Origin of the sequence: Micromonospora sp. NPDC005806 (assembly GCF_042871425.1) — a bacterium.
In the GTDB taxonomy this organism is placed as follows: Bacteria; Actinomycetota; Actinomycetes; order Mycobacteriales; family Micromonosporaceae; genus Micromonospora.
The window spans coordinates 122,266-137,050 of record NZ_JBIAIL010000011.1; the positions used below are offsets into that span (position 1 = coordinate 122,266).

The 14,785-nt window shown below is 74.3% G+C and carries 16 protein-coding genes; 11 read left to right on the top strand and 5 right to left on the bottom strand.

Features of this window, described 5'->3' with window-relative positions:
• Window positions 1–35: 35 nt before the first annotated feature.
• From argC to argH, 8 genes are all read left to right on the top strand, one after another.
• Complete coding sequence (gene argC, locus ACFYOS_RS14665; RefSeq protein WP_387140446.1) at window positions 36–1,037, top strand: N-acetyl-gamma-glutamyl-phosphate reductase; 1,002 nt, start codon at window positions 36–38, stop codon at window positions 1,035–1,037.
• Window positions 1,034–2,206, top strand: coding sequence for a bifunctional glutamate N-acetyltransferase/amino-acid acetyltransferase ArgJ (gene argJ / locus ACFYOS_RS14670; RefSeq protein WP_387140448.1), 1,173 nt, complete (start codon window positions 1,034–1,036; stop codon window positions 2,204–2,206). The genes argC and argJ overlap by 4 nt, the downstream gene beginning before the upstream one ends.
• Window positions 2,203–3,090 (top strand): acetylglutamate kinase, encoded by an 888-nt coding sequence (gene argB, locus ACFYOS_RS14675; protein WP_387140451.1) that lies wholly within the window; start codon window positions 2,203–2,205, stop codon window positions 3,088–3,090. Before argJ ends, argB begins: the two co-directional genes overlap by 4 nt.
• The gene (locus ACFYOS_RS14680; protein ID WP_387140454.1) at window positions 3,087–4,274 is read left to right on the top strand and encodes an acetylornithine transaminase; all 1,188 of its coding nucleotides are present in this window, start codon (window positions 3,087–3,089) and stop codon (window positions 4,272–4,274) included. The genes argB and ACFYOS_RS14680 overlap by 4 nt, the downstream gene beginning before the upstream one ends.
• A complete protein-coding gene (gene argF / locus ACFYOS_RS14685; RefSeq protein WP_387140456.1) occupies window positions 4,271–5,200 on the top strand; it encodes an ornithine carbamoyltransferase in 930 nt (309 codons plus the stop codon). The genes ACFYOS_RS14680 and argF overlap by 4 nt, the downstream gene beginning before the upstream one ends.
• Window positions 5,197–5,712, top strand: a complete 516-nt coding sequence (locus ACFYOS_RS14690; RefSeq protein ID WP_387140459.1) for an arginine repressor — start codon at window positions 5,197–5,199, stop codon at window positions 5,710–5,712. Before argF ends, ACFYOS_RS14690 begins: the two co-directional genes overlap by 4 nt.
• Window positions 5,709–6,914, top strand: a complete 1,206-nt coding sequence (locus ACFYOS_RS14695; protein WP_387140462.1) for an argininosuccinate synthase — start codon at window positions 5,709–5,711, stop codon at window positions 6,912–6,914. Before ACFYOS_RS14690 ends, ACFYOS_RS14695 begins: the two co-directional genes overlap by 4 nt.
• A 145-nt stretch (window positions 6,915–7,059) precedes the next feature.
• Complete coding sequence (gene argH / locus ACFYOS_RS14700; protein WP_387140610.1) at window positions 7,060–8,523, top strand: argininosuccinate lyase; 1,464 nt, start codon at window positions 7,060–7,062, stop codon at window positions 8,521–8,523.
• 42 nt (window positions 8,524–8,565) lie between these two features.
• Here argH and ACFYOS_RS14705 read toward each other — a convergent pair whose 3' ends face one another.
• Together ACFYOS_RS14705 and ACFYOS_RS14710 are read right to left on the bottom strand one after the other, a co-directional pair.
• Complete coding sequence (locus ACFYOS_RS14705; RefSeq protein ID WP_387140465.1) at window positions 8,566–8,919, bottom strand: MmcQ/YjbR family DNA-binding protein; 354 nt, start codon at window positions 8,917–8,919, stop codon at window positions 8,566–8,568.
• 119 nt (window positions 8,920–9,038) lie between these two features.
• The gene (locus ACFYOS_RS14710; RefSeq protein WP_387140468.1) at window positions 9,039–9,464 is read right to left on the bottom strand and encodes a DNA-binding protein; all 426 of its coding nucleotides are present in this window, start codon (window positions 9,462–9,464) and stop codon (window positions 9,039–9,041) included.
• A 95-nt stretch (window positions 9,465–9,559) separates the two neighbouring features.
• On the opposite strand from ACFYOS_RS14710, the gene ACFYOS_RS14715 reads away from it, so the two are divergent.
• The 3 genes from ACFYOS_RS14715 (at window position 9,560) to ACFYOS_RS14725 (ending at window position 12,109) form a co-directional block, all read left to right on the top strand.
• Window positions 9,560–10,177 carry a DNA-3-methyladenine glycosylase gene (locus ACFYOS_RS14715; protein ID WP_387140471.1) on the top strand — a complete coding sequence of 206 codons (618 nt, stop codon included), beginning with the start codon at window positions 9,560–9,562 and terminating at the stop codon, window positions 10,175–10,177.
• A 199-nt stretch (window positions 10,178–10,376) separates the two neighbouring features.
• Window positions 10,377–11,486 carry an LLM class flavin-dependent oxidoreductase gene (locus tag ACFYOS_RS14720; RefSeq protein ID WP_387140474.1) on the top strand — a complete coding sequence of 370 codons (1,110 nt, stop codon included), beginning with the start codon at window positions 10,377–10,379 and terminating at the stop codon, window positions 11,484–11,486.
• Complete coding sequence (locus ACFYOS_RS14725) at window positions 11,483–12,109, top strand: FMN reductase (RefSeq protein WP_387140477.1); 627 nt, start codon at window positions 11,483–11,485, stop codon at window positions 12,107–12,109. The genes ACFYOS_RS14720 and ACFYOS_RS14725 overlap by 4 nt, the downstream gene beginning before the upstream one ends.
• Window positions 12,110–12,118: 9 nt before the next feature.
• On the opposite strand, the gene ACFYOS_RS14730 is transcribed toward ACFYOS_RS14725, so the two are convergent.
• From ACFYOS_RS14730 to ACFYOS_RS14740, 3 genes are all read right to left on the bottom strand, one after another.
• On the bottom strand, window positions 12,119–13,006 hold the full coding sequence (locus ACFYOS_RS14730) for a universal stress protein (RefSeq protein ID WP_387140480.1): 888 nt from the start codon (window positions 13,004–13,006) through the stop codon (window positions 12,119–12,121).
• A gap of 198 nt (window positions 13,007–13,204) precedes the next feature.
• Window positions 13,205–14,101, bottom strand: a complete 897-nt coding sequence (locus ACFYOS_RS14735; RefSeq protein WP_387140483.1) for a universal stress protein — start codon at window positions 14,099–14,101, stop codon at window positions 13,205–13,207.
• 256 nt (window positions 14,102–14,357) lie between these two features.
• A complete protein-coding gene (locus tag ACFYOS_RS14740) occupies window positions 14,358–14,645 on the bottom strand; it encodes a hypothetical protein (RefSeq protein WP_387140614.1) in 288 nt (95 codons plus the stop codon).
• Window positions 14,646–14,785: the final 140 nt, after the last annotated feature.

A 14,785-nucleotide genomic window follows, 5' to 3' on the forward strand; every position in this document is an offset into this window, starting at 1 on the left:
GCTAGCCTTCGTTGCATAGTCATGCGGAGGTAGGTATGGGCATCCGAGTAGCGGTCGCCGGGGCCAGCGGGTACGCCGGAGGCGAACTGCTGCGCCTGGTCGCCGGGCACCCGGAGTTCGACCTGGTGACCGCCACCGCCCACGCCCAGGCCGGCCAGCCCGTCGCCGCCGTACACCCGCAGCTCGCCGGGCTGGACCTGATGCTCGGGGGGACCGACCCGACCACCGTGGCCGACGCGGACCTGGTCTTCCTGGCCCTGCCGCACGGCCAGTCGGCGGCCCTCGCCGCGTCCCTCCCCAGCACCGTCAAGGTGGTCGACCTCGGCGCCGACCACCGGCTGCGCGACGCCGACGCCTGGGCCGGCTGGTACGGCGGCCCGCACGCCGGGGCCTGGACCTACGGACTGCCCGAGCTGCCCGGCCAGCGGGCCGCCGTCGCCGCGGCGACCCGGGTGGCGAACACCGGCTGCTACGCGGTCGCCACCACGCTGGCGCTCGCCCCGCTGATCGCTGCCGGCGCGGTCCTCCCCACCGACGTGGTGGCGGTCGCCGCCTCCGGCACCTCCGGCGCCGGCCGGGCCGCCAAGGCCCACCTGCTCGGCAGCGAGGTGATGGGCGACCTGTCGCCCTACAAGGTCGGCGCGCACCAGCACGTGCCGGAGATCAAGCAGGCCACCGGGGCGACCACCCTCTCCTTCACCCCCGTACTCGCGCCCATGCCGCGGGGCATCCTGGCCACGGTCACCGCCGTGCCGACCGGCGACGCCGACCCCCGCGAGGTGCTCGCCGCCGCGTACGCGGACGCGCCCTTCGTGCACGTGCTGCCGGCGGGGGCGTGGCCGCACACCGCCGCCACCGCCGGATCCAACTCCTGCCACCTCCAGGCCACCGTCGACGTCGACTCCGGCCGGGTGATCGTGGTCAGCGCCATCGACAACCTGGGCAAGGGCGCGGCCGGCCAGGCCGTGCAGAACGCCAACCTCATGTTCGACCTCCCCGAGACCACCGGACTCTCCACCTTCGGAGTGGCCCCATGACCGTCACCACCCCCCGAGGCTTCCGGGCAGCCGGCGTGGCCGCCGGGCTCAAGGCCAGCGGCGCCGGCGACGTCGCCCTCGTCGTCAACGACGGCCCCGACGCCGGGATCGCCGGCGTCTTCACCGCCAACCGGATCAAGGCCGCCCCGGTGCTCTGGACCCAGCAGGTCGTCCGGGGCGGCGTGGTGCGCGCGGTGGTGCTCAACTCCGGCGGGGCGAACGCCTGCACCGGCCCGGCCGGCTTTCAGGACACCCACGCCACCGCCGAGCACACCGCCGCCGCGCTCACCGCCAGCAGCCCCCGGCTGATGCTCGGCGCCGGTGAGGTCGCGGTCTGCTCCACCGGGCTGATCGGTGAGCGGCTCCCCATGCCCGCGTTGCTGTCCGGCGTGCGCAGTGCGGTGCGCGAGCTGTCGCGCGACGGGGGGCAGCCGGCCGCCGAGGCGATCATGACCACCGACACCCGACCCAAGACCACCGTGGCGAAGGGCAGCGGCTGGGCGGTCGGCGGCATGGCCAAGGGCGCCGGCATGCTCGCCCCCGCCATGGCCACCATGCTCTGCGTGCTCACCACCGACGCGGTGGCCGGGCCGGAGACCCTCGACGCCGCGCTGCGCGCCGCCACCCGGGTCACCTTCGACCGGATCGACTCCGACGGTTGCATGAGCACCAACGACACCGTGCTACTGCTGGCCAGCGGGGCGTCCGGCATCGAACCCACCGAGGCGGAGCTGACCGCCGCGGTCGCCGCCGCCTGCCACGACCTGGCCCAGCAGCTCATCGCCGACGCCGAGGGCGCCACCAAGCAGATCGCCATCGAGGTGGTCGGCGCCGCGAGCGAAGACGAGGCGGTCGAGGTGGGCCGCTCGGTGGCCCGGAACAACCTGGTCAAGACCGCGCTGTTCGGCAACGACCCGAACTGGGGGCGGATCCTCGCCGCCGTCGGCACCACCGCCGCCGCGTTCGAGCCGGACGGCGTGGACGTCGCGGTCAACGGGGTCTGGGTGTGCCGGGGTGGTGCCGCCGCCGAGGACCGGGCCAAGGTCGACCTCACCGGCCGGGACGTGACCATCCGGATCGACCTGCACGCCGGCGAGGCGGCGGCGACCATCTGGACCAACGATCTGTCGCACGCGTACGTGCACGAGAACTCGGCGTACTCCACATGAGCCTCACCGTGGACCTGAGCCGGGCCCAGGCCAAGGCCGAGACGCTGATCGAGGCCCTGCCCTGGCTGGCCCGCCTCTCCGGGGCCACCGTCGTGGTCAAGTACGGCGGCAACGCCATGGTCGACCCGGAGCTGCAGCGGGCCTTCGCCGCCGACATGGTCTTCCTCCGGTACGCCGGCCTCAGGCCGGTCGTGGTGCACGGCGGCGGGCCGCAGATCTCCGCCATGCTCGGCCGGCTCGGCATCGCCAGCGAGTTCAAGGGCGGCCTGCGGGTCACCACCCCGGAGGCGATGGACGTCGTGCGGATGGTGCTGGTCGGGCAGGTCGGGCGGGAGCTGGTCGGGCTGATCAACGCGCACGGCCCGTTCGCCGTCGGCCTCTCCGGTGAGGACGCCGGCCTGTTCACCGCCGTGCGCCGCCCGGCGTACGTGGACGGGGAGCCGGTCGACGTCGGGCAGGTGGGCGACGTGGAGTCGGTGGACGTCTCGGCGGTGGCCGACCTGATCGCGGCCGGCCGGATCCCGGTGATCTCCACCGTCGCGCCGGACGCCGACGGGGTGCTGCACAACCTCAACGCCGACACCGCCGCCGCCGCGCTCGCCGTCGCCCTGGACGCCCGCAAGCTGGTCGTTCTCACCGACGTCGCCGGCCTCTACGCCGACTGGCCCGACACGTCCAGCCTGGTCAGCGAGATCACCACCGACGACCTGGCGAAGCTGCTGCCGTCCCTGGAATCCGGGATGGTCCCGAAGATGGAGGCCTGCCTGCGGGCGGTGCGCGGGGGAGTGCCCGCCGCGCACGTCGTCGACGGTCGGGTCGCCCACTCCACGCTGCTCGAGGTCTTCACCTCGGAAGGGTTCGGCACGATGGTGATCGCGTCATGAGCACGCTGGTGGAACGCTGGGGCCAGGCCATGATGGACAACTACGGCACCCCGCCGCTCGGGCTCGTCTCCGGCTCCGGCGCCGTCGTGGTCGACGAGGCCGGCCGGGAGTACGTCGATCTGCTCGGCGGCATCGCGGTCAACGCCCTCGGCCACGCCCACCCGGCCGTGGTGGCCGCTGTCTCCAAGCAGGTCGCTACCCTCGGGCACGTCTCCAACCTGTTCGTCGCCGAGCCCCCGGTGGCCCTCGCCGAACTGCTGCTGGCCCTCGCCGGCCGTCCCGGCCGGGTGTTCTTCGCCAACTCCGGCGCCGAGGCGAACGAGGCGGCGTTCAAGCTCTCCCGGCTCAGCGGGCGCACCGACGTGGTCGCCACGAACGGCGGCTTCCACGGCCGGACCATGGGGGCGCTGGCGCTCACCGGCCAGCCGGCCAAGGCCGACCCGTTCCGCCCGCTCCCCGGTGACGTCACCCACGTCGAGTACGGCGACGCCGCCGCCCTGGCGGCGGCCGTCACCGACGCGACCGCGATGGTGATCCTGGAGCCGATCCAGGGCGAGAACGGCGTCGTCGTCCCGCCGCCCGGCTACCTCGCCGAGGCCCGGCGGATCACCGCCGCGCACGGCGCCCTGCTGGTGCTCGACGAGGTGCAGACCGGCGTCGGCCGTACCGGGCACTGGTTCGCCCACCAGGCCGACGGCGTCGAGCCGGACCTCGTCACTCTGGCCAAGGGGCTCGGCGGCGGCCTGCCCATCGGGGCCTGCCTGGCCTTCGGCCGGGCCGCCGACCTGCTCGGCCCGGGCTCGCACGGCACCACCTTCGGCGGCAACCCGGTCAGCTGCGCGGCCGCCCTCGCCGTGGTCGCCACCATCGCCAACGAAGGGCTGCTCGACCACGTCAAGCGGATCGGGGAGCGGCTGCGGCGAGGGATCGAGGCGCTCGGCCACCCGCTCGTCGCCGACGTACGCGGCGCCGGCCTGCTGCTCGGCGTCGTGCTCGCCGAGCCGGTCTCCGGCGCGGTGGCGACCGCGCTGCGCGCGGCGGGCTTCCTGGTCAACCCGGTGCAGCCGGGCGTGGTCCGGCTGGCCCCGCCGCTGATCCTCACCGCCGAGCAGGCCGACGCCTTCCTGGCCGCGCTCCCCGCCGCCCTCGACGCCGCCGCCACCCCGACGGAGGTCCCCGCATGATCCGGCACTTCCTGCGCGACGACGACCTGTCGCCCGCCGAGCAGTCCGCCGTGCTCGACCTCGCCGCCCGGATGAAGGCCGACCGGTTCGCCCAGAAGCCCCTGGCCGGGCCGAAGTCGGTGGCGGTGCTCTTCGACAAGCAGAGCTTGCGCACCCGGATCTCCTTCGACGCCGGCATCGCCGAGCTGGGCGGCCACCCGCTCGTGGTGGACACCCAGGTCACCCACTTCGGTCGGGGCGAGACCCTGGCCGACGCCGGCCGGGTGCTCTCCCGCTACGTCGCGGCGATCGTGCTGCGTACCCACGGGGACGACCGGATCGCCGAGGTCGCCTCGCACGCCACCGTGCCGGTGGTCAACGCGCTCACCGACACCTACCACCCGTGCCAGCTCCTGGCCGACCTGCTCACCGTCCGCGAGCGGTTCGGTGTCACCGCCGGACGCACCCTGGCGTATCTCGGCGACGCGGCGAACAACATGGCGCATTCGTACCTGCTGGCCGGTGCGACCGCCGGGATGCACATCCGGGTCGCCGGGCCGGTCGGCTTCCAGCCCGACCCCGACATCGTCGCCCGGGCCGAGAAGATCGCCGCCAGCACCGGTGGCGCGGTGCGGGTGCTCACCGACCCGGTCGAGGCGGTCCGGGCCGCCGACGTGGTCGCCACCGACACGTGGACCTCGATGGGCCAGGAGTCCGACGGCCTCGACCGGAACACCCCGTTCCTGCCGTACCAGGTCAACGACGCGCTGCTCGGCCACGCCGCGGCGGACGTGATCGTGCTGCACTGCCTGCCTGCCCACCGGGGCGAGGAGATCACCGACTCGGTGCTCGACGGGCCACACAGCGCCGTCTTCGACCAGGCGGAGAATCGCCTGCACGCCCAGAAGGCGCTGCTGACGTTTCTCCTGGAGGCATCCACACCATGACCGCCCCGCTGACCCGTGCCGCACGGCACGCCCGCATCGTCGAGCTGATCCGCGACCAGGCCATCCACTCGCAGACCGAGCTGGCCGACCGGCTCGCCGGTGACGGCATCCAGGTCACCCAGGCCACCCTCTCCCGGGACCTCAAGGAGCTCGGGGCGGTCACCGCGCGCGGTGGCGACGGGCGGGGCGTCTACCTGATCCCCGAGGATGGCCACCGGCCGCTGCGTGAGGCCGAGGCCGCCCCGGCCCGACTCGTCCGGCTGCTCCGCGAGCTGCTCAACGGGGTCGACTCCAGCGGCAACATCGCCGTGCTGCGTACCCCGCCGGGCGCAGCCCACTACCTGGCCAGCGCGTTGGACCGAGCGGGCCTGTCCGAGATCGTCGGCACCATCGCCGGCGACGACACCATCCTCGTCGTGGCCCGCGAGGCCGACGGCGGCGCCGCGTTGGGCGACAAGCTCGCCGCGTGGGCCCGCCGGGAAGAGAACGTTGAAGGGAGCACTACACCATGACCGAGCGGGTCGTCCTGGCGTACTCCGGGGGTCTCGACACCTCCGTCGCCATCCCGTACCTGGCCGAGCAGACCGGCGCCGAGGTGATCGCGGTCGCGGTCGACCTCGGCCAGGGCGGCGAGGACATGAACGTCATCCGGCAGCGCGCGCTGGACTGCGGCGCCGTCGAGTCCGAGGTGGTCGACGCGCGCGACGAGTTCGCCGCCGAGTACTGCCTGCCGGCCATCCGGGCCAACGCCCTCTACATGGACCGCTACCCGCTGGTCTCCGCGCTGTCCCGGCCGCTGATCGTCAAGCACCTGGTGGCCGCCGCGAAGAAGTACGGCGGCACGATCGTCTCGCACGGCTGCACCGGCAAGGGCAACGACCAGGTCCGCTTCGAGGTCGGCCTGGGCGCGCTCGCCCCCGCCCTGAAGATCATCGCCCCGGCCCGGGACTTCGCCTGGACCCGGGACAAGGCCATCGCCTTCGCCGAGGAGAAGGGCCTGCCGATCGACGTGTCGGCGAAGTCGCCGTACTCCATCGACCAGAACCTGTGGGGCCGGGCCGTCGAGACCGGCTTCCTGGAGGACATCTGGAACGGCCCGATCGAAAACCTGTACTCGTACACCGCTGACCCGACCGAGCCGCGGGACGCCGACGAGGTGGTCATCACCTTCGACGCCGGCGTGCCGGTGGCCATCGACGGCGAGACCGTCACCCCGTACCAGGCGATCCTGGAGCTCAACCGGCGCGCCGGCGCGCAGGGCGTGGGCCGCCTCGACATGGTCGAGGACCGGCTGGTCGGCATCAAGAGCCGCGAGGTGTACGAGGCGCCCGGCGCGATCGCCCTGATCACCGCCCACCAGGAGCTGGAGGCGGTCACCATCGAGCGGGACCTGGCGCGGTTCAAGCGCGGCGTCGACCAGCGCTGGGGCGAGCTGGTCTACGACGGGCTCTGGTTCTCGCCGCTGAAGAAGTCCCTCGACGCGTTCATCGACGACGCCCAGCAGCACGTCTCCGGCGAGGTGCGGCTCACCCTGCACGGCGGCCGGGCCGTGGTCACCGGCCGGCGCTCCGAGGCCAGCCTCTACGACTTCGGCATGGCCACCTACGACACCGGCGACACCTTCGACCAGTCCCTTGCCAAGGGCTTCGTGCAGCTGTGGGGCCTGCCCAGCAGGATGGCGGCCGCGCGGGACGCCCGGGTCGGCGGCGCCTGATCGTGGGTGCGAGCGCGAGGAGTGAACGAGCGCAGCGAGTGAGCCCCGCAGTCGGGAAGCGGAAGGTGAGGCCTGCGAGCGCGAGGAGTGAAGGAGCGCAGCGAGTGAGCCCCGCAGTCGGGAGCGAAAGGTGAGCGCTGCCACAATGGGTGGGGTGGACGACAAGAGCCTGACCGAGAACAGCGCCGCCACCAACCGGACGAGCCTCTGGGGAGGCCGGTTCGCCGGCGGACCCGCCGAGGCGCTCGCGCGGCTGTCGGTGAGCGTCCAGTTCGACTGGCGCCTCGCCCCGTACGACATCGCCGGCTCCCGGGCGCACGCCCGGGTGCTGGCCGGCGCCGGCCTGCTCGACCCCGAGGAACTGGGGAAGATCCTGGCCGCGCTAGACGACCTGGAGGCCGCCTGCGCCTCCGGGGCGTTCCGGCCGACGGTCGACGACGAGGACGTGCACACCGCCCTGGAGCGCGGCCTGCTGGAGCGGCTCGGCAGCCTCGGTGGCAAGCTGCGCGCCGGCCGGTCCCGCAACGACCAGGTCGCCACGGACCTGCGGCTCTATCTGCGCGACCACGCCCGCGGCGTGGCCGCCCGGCTGGTCGAGCTGGCCGAAGCCCTGGTCGAGCAGGCCGAGCGGCACGTGGACACCGCCGCCCCCGGCATGACCCACCTCCAGCACGCCCAGCCGGTCACCTTCGGGCACTGGCTGCTCGCCCACGTGCAGCCACTGCTGCGCGACCTGGAGCGACTGCGCGACTGGGACCACCGCGCCGCGATCAGCCCGCTCGGCGCCGGCGCGCTCGCCGGCTCCGGGCTGCCGCTGGACCCGGTGGCGGTCTCCAAGGAGCTGGGCTTCCGCACGTCCTTCGCCAACTCGATGGACGCGGTGGCCGACCGGGACTTCGTTGCCGAGTTCCTCTTCGTCACTGCGATGATCGGGGTGCACCTGTCCCGTCTCGGCGAGGAGGTGGTGCTCTGGACGTCCCAGGAGTTCGGCTGGGTCGAGCTGAACGACGCCTTCGCCACCGGCTCGTCGATCATGCCGCAGAAGAAGAACGCGGACATCGCCGAGCTGGCCCGGGGCAAGTCCGGCCGGCTGGTCGGCGGGCTGATGAGCGTGCTCACCATGCTCAAGGGCCTGCCGATGACCTACGACCGGGACATGCAGGAGGACAAGGAGCCGGCCTTCGACGCGGTCGACACGCTGGAGCTGCTGCTGCCGGCTCTCGCCGGGATGATCTCCACGATGACCGTACGCGTCGACCGCCTGGTCGCCGCCGCGCCGGTCGGCTACTCCCTGGCTACCGAGGTCGCCGACTGGCTGGTCCGCCGGGGCGTGCCGTTCCGCGACGCGCACGAGATCACCGGCAAGCTGGTGGCGCTCTGCGTGGCCCGGGACTGCGCCCTCGACGAGGTCTCCGACGACGATCTCGCCGCGGTCAGTGAGCACCTCGACCCGTCGGTGCGCGACGTGCTCTCGGTGCGCTCCGCCCTCGCCGCCCGTGTCACCCCCGGCTCTACCGGCCCCGGCCCGGTGGCCGACCAACTCGCCGCCGCCGCCGACAAGCTGACCGGCTGGCGGGACTGGGCGGCCGAGCGGGTCGTGCCCCGCTGATCCCGACGCCCCGCGCGGCGCCCGCCCGGCGTCGCGCGGGGATCAGGCGGTCGGTCGCTCGCGCTTGGGCAGCTTCGCCACCACCGCCTCGTACGACCCGTCGACCGCGTCGATCAGCTCGTCGTTCGGGATGTCGCCGTCGAGCCGCAGGGTGTTCCAGCCGGACCGACCGATGTAGGGGGAGGGGCGGGCGTCGGCGGGGAACCGGTGCAGCCACTCGTCGGCCACCTCGCGGGTCGGGCCGCACTTGACTCCCACCCGGGCCTCGCCATCGGGGGAGCCGAGGAAGGCGAAGATCTTGCTGCCCACCTTGACCACCTCGTCCCCCTCCCACGGCTGGTCCAGCCAGGCGCCCGGCTTGGCCAGGCAGTAGGTCCGCATCTCCTCGCGCGTCATCACGTCCTCCGCTCCCGGTTGCCGACCCAGTGTGGCGGGTGCCTCCGACAGGGCGACGCCGGTCCGGTCGCCCGCGGTCGGTCGCGGCCCGCGCGGGACCCCGTCGCGACGGTCGTTCGTCAGGCGCTGGTGCCGGTGCGCACGGTCAGCCGCTCGTAGCGCTGCCGGGCCGCCTGGGCGCTGCCCAGCCCCAGCCCGAAGGCGATCGCCTGCCAGGTCATGCCCCGGCCGCGGGCCGCCTGCAGCAGGCCCGCCTCCAGCGCGTCCACCTCGGCCCGCACGTGCGGGATCAGCGTCAGCGCGGCCATCAGGTCGGCCTGGTCGACCGGCTCCTCGCCCGCCTCCAGCTCGGCCCCGCCGGCCAGGGCCATCACCAGCGTCGCCGCCTCGTAGGCGTCCGGGACATCGGGGTGGGCATACCGCCGCCGCCGGGCATCGGTGCCGGCGTGCCGCTCGGCGATCCGCAGCAGCGCCGCGTAGTTGCGGTGGGCCCGCGCCTGGGCCGCATCCGGAGCGGTGAACGGGTCGTTGTCCAGCGTGTCCATGCCCTCCATGAGACGCCCTTGAACATGACTTTGTCAACGCCTCGTTGAAAGCAAGTCGTGCTCACCTCCTTTAGCCGCCGGATAGGCTGCTCCCCGTGACCAGCACCGACCTCACCACCCTGGCCGACCTGCTCGCCGGACCGGTGGTGCCCGCCGCCCGGGGACTGCTCGGCTGCCACCTCACGGGCAACGGCGTCACCGTGCGGATCACCGAGGTCGAGGCGTACGCCGGCACCGCCGGGGACCCGGCCTCACACGCCCACCGGGGCCGCACCCCGCGCAACGCGGTGATGTTCGGCCCGGCCGGGCACGCCTACGTCTACTTCACCTACGGCATGCACTGGTGTGTCAACGTGGTCACCGGGCCCGACGGCGAGGCGTCGGCGGTGCTGCTGCGGGCCGGCGAGGTGGTCGACGGCCTCGACCTCGCGCGGGCCCGCCGCCCCGCCGTACGCCGGGACGTGGACCTGGCCCGGGGGCCGGCCCGGCTCTGCGCGGCGCTCGGCATCGACCGCACGGTCTACGGCGCGGACCTGCTCGGCGACGGCCCGGTCCGGCTGCGACCGGCGCGCGAGCCGCTGCCGGAGGGGTCCGTCGCCGCCGGCCCCCGGGTGGGCGTAACCGGCGCGCACGACGTGCCGTGGCGGTTCTGGATCGACGGCGACGCGACGGTCAGCGCGTACCGCCGGCACGTGCCCCGCGTCCGGCGCTGACCGGGCTCCCGGCGGACGATGGCCGCCGCCACCGGCGCCGCTCCGGGCCGGCTGCCTGGCGCCACTGCGGCCGGGCAGGAGCGGGCCGGTGAGGTGGACCACCCGGGCCGGGGGTGGCGACGGAATAGTTGACTCGTCAAATATGTTGTGCGGTGCGATTCGGGCCGCCCCGGCCCGGACGTCACGCGAGGAGCTGGTCATGCAGTTCGGAGTCTTCACCGTCGGCGACGTCACGGTCGACCCGACCACCGGGCGCATGCCGTCCGAGCGTGAGCGGATCAAGGCCATGGTGGCCATCGCGCTGAAGGCCGAGGAGGTCGGGCTCGACGTCTTCGCCACCGGCGAGCACCACAACCCGCCGTTCGTGCCCTCGTCGCCCACCACCATGCTCGGCTACCTCGCCGCCCGCACCGAGCGGCTGCTGCTCTCCACCTCGACCACGCTGATCACCACCAACGATCCGGTGAAGATCGCGGAGGACTACGCCATGCTCCAGCACCTGGCCGACGGCCGGGTGGACCTGATGATGGGGCGCGGCAACACCGGTCCGGTATACCCCTGGTTCGGGCAGGACATCCGCAACGGCATCCCGCTCGCGATCGAGAACTACGACCTGCTGCACCGGCTCTGGCGTGAGGACGTGGTCGACTGGAAGGGCCGGTTCCGCACCCCGCTGCAGTCGTTCACCTCGACCCCGCGCCCGCTCGACGGCGTCCCCCCGTTCGTCTGGCACGGCTCGATCCGCAGCCCGGAGATCGCGGAGCAAGCCGCGTACTACGGCGACGGCTTCTTCGCCAACCACATCTTCTGGCCGAAGGAGCACACCCAGCGGATGGTCGGCCTCTACCGGCAGCGGTTCGAGCACTACGGCCACGGCTCCGCCGACCAGGCCATCGTCGGGCTCGGCGGGCAGGTCTTCATGCGGAAGAACTCCCAGGACGCGGTCCGCGAGTTCCGGCCGTACTTCGACAACGCCCCGGTCTACGGGCACGGGCCGTCGCTGGAGGAGTTCACCCGGGAGACGCCGCTGACCGTGGGCAGCCCGCAGCAGGTCATCGACCGCACACTGGGCTTCCGCGAGTACGTCGGCGACTACCAGCGCCAGCTCTTCCTGATCGACCACGCCGGGCTGCCGCTGAAGACCGTCCTGGAACAGCTCGACCTGCTCGGCGAGGAGGTCGTCCCGGTGCTGCGCAAGGAGTTCGACTCGCTGCGACCGGCGCACGTGCCCGCGGCGCCGACGCACGCCAGCCTGACGGCCGCCCGGGACGCCGCGCTCGCCGCCACCGGCACGGAGGAGGGCCGATGACCAGACGCACCCTGGTCGTGGTCTCGGCCGGCCTCGGCCAGCCCTCCTCGACCCGGCTGCTCGCCGACCAGCTCGCCGCGGCCGCCCGCGACGAGCTGGTCCGGCGCGGCGCCGACGTGGAGATCCGTACGGTGGAGCTGCGCGAGCACGCCCACGACGTGGTGAACCACCTGCTCACCGGCTTCCCGTCGACCGCCCTGCGGGCGGCGCTGGACGCGGTGGCCGGCGCGGACGGCCTGGTCGCGGTCACCCCGATCTTCAACGCGTCGTACAGCGGGCTGTTCAAGTCGTTCTTCGACGTGGTCGACCGGGACGCGCTGACGGACCGGCCGGTGCTGATCGGGGCCACCGGTGGCACCGCCCGGCACTCGCTGGCCCTGGAGCACGCGGCCCGGCCGATGTTCGCCCACCTGCGGGCGGTGGTCATGCCGACGGCGGTCTTCGCGGCGCCGGAGGACTGGGCCGGCGACGGCGACGAGAGCGCGCTGCGGGCCCGGATCCGGCGCGCCGGCAGCGCGCTGGCCGAGCAGATCGACCGCCGCCCGCCCGCCACCGGACCGGCCGATCCCTTCGCCCTCACCACCAGTTTCGAGGACCTGCTCGCCGGCCGCGACCCGGCCTGAGCCGGCGGGTCAGTCCGCCGGCTCGTACCGGTGCGCCACCAGCACCGGGCAGTGGGCGTGCTGCACCAGGGCCTGGCTGACCGAGCCGAGCAGCAGCCCGGCGAATCCGCCTCGGCCGCGCGAGCCGACCACCACCAGCGCGGCCCCCCCACTCGCCGCGATCAGCGCCTGTTCCGGCGAGCCGGCCCGGACCGGCCGTTCGACCACGGTCAGCACCGGGTGGTCCGGCCGGATCGCGGCGGCCGCCCCGGCCAGCAGCTCGGCCGACTCGGCCTGCCCGGCGGCCGCCGACTCGGCCGCCTCCTCCGGCACCGCCCCGCCCCGCTCGGGCGCGCGTACGTGCACCAGCACCAGGTCGGTGTCGCGGCGTGCCGCCTCGTCGGCCGCGAGGCGGACGGCGAGCGCGGCAGGCTCGGAGCCGTCCACCCCGACCAGCACCGGCCCGTCGGCCGGGATCGGCTGCTCGGCGGGGCGCACCACCAGCACCGGACAGTGCCCGTGCTGGGCCACCTGGCCGCTGACCGAGCCGAGCAGCAGCCCGGCGAAGCCGCCCACGCCCCGACTGCCCACCACCACGAGGTCGGCCCGGCGCGACTCGTCGACCAGGCTGGCACCCGGGCCGCCGGCCACCTGGCGTACCTCCGCCCGCAGGGACGGGTGGCGGTCGGTCAGGTCGGCGGCCACCTGCTCGAGCATCCGCTGCGCCTCCTCGGTGGGCGCCGGCACCCCGAGGTCGTACGGGTTGAGCGGCACGCCGTAGCCGAGCGGGTGCAGGTAGCCGTGTACCAGGTGCAGCGGCCGGGACCGCGCGACGGCGGCGCGCGCCGCGTGCTCGGCGGCGGTCAGGCTGGACGGCGATCCGTCGACGCCCACCACGACAGGTCGGTTCATCGGCATCCCTTCGGGTCGGCTCAGGCCATTCTCGACGGCAACGTCCCCGTCGCACCGCATTTGCCCCGACCGCCCGGCCCCGACACCTCGGCGCGTCCCGCGCACCGCTGCCGCCGAGGGCTTCGACGGCTCCGCGCGAAGGCCGGACCGGACCGCCCGCCGCGCCGGCCCGGGGGAGCGGCCGGCGCGGCGGTGTCCCGGGGGTCAGGTGGCGTCCCGCCCCCGGCGGTGGCGGACGATGGCCAGCGGGCTGTGCGCGTGGTGGAGCACCGCGTGGCTGACCGAGCCGAGCAGCAGGCCGCCGAGGCTGCCCCGGCCGTGCACGCCGACCACGGTCAGCTGCGCGTCGGTGGACTCCTCCACCAGAGCCCGGGCCGGGCCGGCGGCCACCACCTTCTGCCGGACCGGGACGTCCGGGTAGCGCTCGGCCCAGCCGGCCACCGCCTCGGCGAGCACCCGCTCCTCCTCGGCGCGCAGCTCATCCGGGTCGTACACCAACGGCACGATGTCGCCCGGGCCGACCGGGGTCGGGTAGAGCCAAGCGTGCACGGCCACCAGGTCGGTGCCCCGCTGCGCCGCCTCGGCGAAGGCGAAACCGATCGCCTCGTGGGACAGCGGGGAACCGTCCACCCCGACGACCACCGGTCCGTCGGCGCGCGGCTCACCCCGGACCACCAGTACCGGGCAGTCCGCCCGGGCGGAGAGCTGCACCGCCGCCGAGCCGACCAGCAGTTCGGCGAAGCCGCCCAGGCCACGATGGCCGAGCACCAGCAGCGCGGCAGCACGGCCCTCCTCCAGCAGCACCGAGACGGCGCCGCCTTCGGCCACCGCACCGGTCACCTCAAGCTCGGCGTCGACCTTGCGGGCCTCACCGACGGCCTCCTCGACCAGCTTCTCGGCCTCCTGCCGCAGCTCGGCGTCGGGCAGCGTGGCCGCGACCGGGCCGAGCGGGGTGCCGAGCAGCGGCCACCGGAACGCGTGCACCACCCGCAGCGGCCGGCGCCGGGCCGCCGCCTCCCGCGCGGCCAGCCGTACGGCGTCCAGGGCTGAGGGGGAGCCGTCCACGCCCACCACGACGGGGGCACCGGATCTGTCGGTCATCACGTCCTCCTTCGTCCACCTCCAGCCTTGTCCCGTCGGCGGGCAGCCGGCAGAGGCGTTGCGCCCGGGCGGCCCGGGACCAACGGCCCTGACGGCCCGGGCCCGGGCGAGGTCGGATGGAGCCCGAACGATCGACAAGGAGCACGACGTGTCGACACCCGAGGGACCCGACGCCAGGGCGGGTCCCCAACTGCTCGTGGAGCGTGGTGGTGGACCGGCTCCAGGCCTCCCGGGTCCGCCTGCTCGACCTCTACGGTTACCCGGCGGCGCTGCCGCCGACCGGCTGACCTGTCGAGTGCCGGTGGACGATCAGATCGTGCACCTCCAGCCGGCCGATCCGCAGCTCACGGATCACCGCCCGGCGGATGGCCAAGCGGCCGATCACCAGCGTGCCGACCGCCACCGCGCCGAGCGCCGCCGCGGCGAGCGCCAGCGGCGCGGCCGCCGTCGGGCCCAAGGCACGCGGACCGGCCGCCATCGGTCCGATGACGGAGGCTCCGACGGTACGCACCGGGAATGCCAGGTTCCGCCGGCGCTGACGCATCTTGTTCACCCGACGATCCTCCGATCCCACCCCGTCCGTCCGGCGCCGGTCCGGCGCCGGTCCACCGGCCGAGTGACGTCGCCCGCTCGCTCGAGGCCCGCTCAGCGCAGCGCGCCGGGCAGTTCCCGCACCGGGCTCGC